At 36.2% G+C, this 1,647-nt stretch carries 2 protein-coding genes and 1 pseudogene; all 3 read left to right on the top strand.

The features are described 5' to 3' along the window. Positions 1-119, top strand: a pseudogene (locus GO685_RS05160) (IS982 family transposase); the annotation flags it as partial. A 37-nt stretch (positions 120-156) separates the two neighbouring features. Beyond that, entirely contained in the window at positions 157-372 is a 216-nt protein-coding gene (locus tag GO685_RS05155; RefSeq protein WP_175937859.1) for a hypothetical protein, read from the top strand. 91 nt (positions 373-463) lie between these two features. After that, a complete protein-coding gene (gene prmC, locus GO685_RS05150) occupies positions 464-1,315 on the top strand; it encodes a peptide chain release factor N(5)-glutamine methyltransferase (RefSeq protein ID WP_175937858.1) in 852 nt (283 codons plus the stop codon). The last annotated feature ends 332 nt before the right edge of the window (positions 1,316-1,647 follow it).

Here is a 1,647-nt window from a genome sequence, read left to right as displayed (position 1 = left end):
TTGAACATACTCGCCATAGATCTCCTATTAACTTTTTAGTTCACATCTTTTCTACGCTTATTTCATATTCTTTACAACGCAAAAAACCTTCTATTTCCAACTCTTTCTTCCTCGGCTAATCCATAGTTAGCGTAAATAAGAGAAATATTCAAAAGCATGCCACAGGAAACGAAAAGTCTATTTGGTGTGGAAGAATTCGAGGAATCAATGGATAATATGCATGAAGCAAAGCAGGTTGATGAAAACTTTGATTTGGTTTTATCGAATATACAAAGCAAGTTAGATACTCAACTGGAAAGAACGGGAAATCCTTCGACAGAACTAGAAGAAGCTTTACACGTCAAGAGTAGAACTAAAGTAACTAGGTCATAATCTATTTGACACTGGATATCTGATACAGTTATTCTAAATTAGGGGTTTTTGCCTCACTATTCTTGGCTGAAAGAGCCAAATTTTTGAGACGATGAAAACTATCAGCACTCTAATTCAAGAAGGATCAGAACTATTATTATCGCATAAAGTTGAGTCACCATGCCTAGATTGCGAAATCATCATGCAGCACGTTCTTGGCGTAGAAAGACCATTCATAATTATGAACTATGCTGATCAGGTGCCGATAGAGAAAGAACAACTATTTTGGAAATTAACGAAAAAAAGAGCAGAAAGGTATCCAATATCGCAAATAATAGGTAATCGCGAATTCTGGAGCAAAAATTTCATAGTTAATCAGCATGTTTTGGACCCAAGACCAGACAGTGAAACAATAATCTTGGCAGTGTTAAAATATTACCCAAACAGAGGACAGGAACTAAAAACCGCAGATTTTGGCACAGGTACAGGTTGCTTACTAATATCCGTACTTAGCGAATATGAGCATGCTGTTGGTATAGGTTTTGAAAAAAGCTTGGAAGCGTATAAGGTTGCCTGTCAGAACGTAAAAAAGCATAATCTATCTAGCAGAGCTAGAATACTTCCAAGTTCGTGGACAGAGTGCAGAGGCTTGTTTGATCTTATAATTAGCAATCCTCCATATATTAAAAGCAGTAAATTAAAAGACCTACAAGCAGAAGTGCAAAAAGAACCGAAAATCGCCCTTGATGGCGGTATTGATGGTTTGAGCTGTTACTTGAGTATTTTTCCAATATTGAGAAAGTGCCTTAAAAAGAACGGGTTTGCAATATTGGAAATAGGCGAAGATCAAAACGATATCGACAGAATAATCCCCTCATATGGGTTATCTTTTCAGGAGTATGCATATGACTTAGCAGGAATGAAAAGATGCATTGTTATGAAACAAGATAAAGAACATAACTAATTTCTTTCTTCCTGAATTCTAGTATCATCCAATAGAAACAAAAAAACTACTTGACAACCTTTGCCGTTACCCTTATCATAGTAGTGAAGCTATTATTTAACTTCCCAATCTGTATAGGTTAAAATGACAAGAGAACTTGTATTTGGCGTACTATTGTTTAATTTTTCGCACTATGTGCACTGCATGTCCTTTTAAAACTTCGGGTTTTAACCTATACAAGCTGAAACGCGCTTATAAGTCGTTTAAGACATCACCCAACGCCGGATTTTAAAATAGAGAGTGGAATAACTAGCTACCTCGGGGTTCTATTGTCTTTTTCCTCTGTCTGGTAA

Origin of the sequence: Wolbachia endosymbiont of Madathamugadia hiepei, from assembly GCF_013366855.1 — a bacterium.
Taxonomy (GTDB): domain Bacteria; phylum Pseudomonadota; class Alphaproteobacteria; order Rickettsiales; family Anaplasmataceae; genus Wolbachia.
Note: the sequence above shows the minus strand (reverse complement) of the source record. Positions and strands in the feature narration are given on the sequence as shown.

Excerpts from the sequence above, each read along its gene's own strand:
- prmC (WP_175937858.1), top strand. The coding sequence starts at position 464 with ATGAAAACTATCAGCACTCTAATTCAAGAAGGATCAGAACTATTATTA.
- GO685_RS05155 (WP_175937859.1), top strand. The coding sequence starts at position 157 with ATGCCACAGGAAACGAAAAGTCTATTTGGTGTGGAAGAATTCGAGGAA.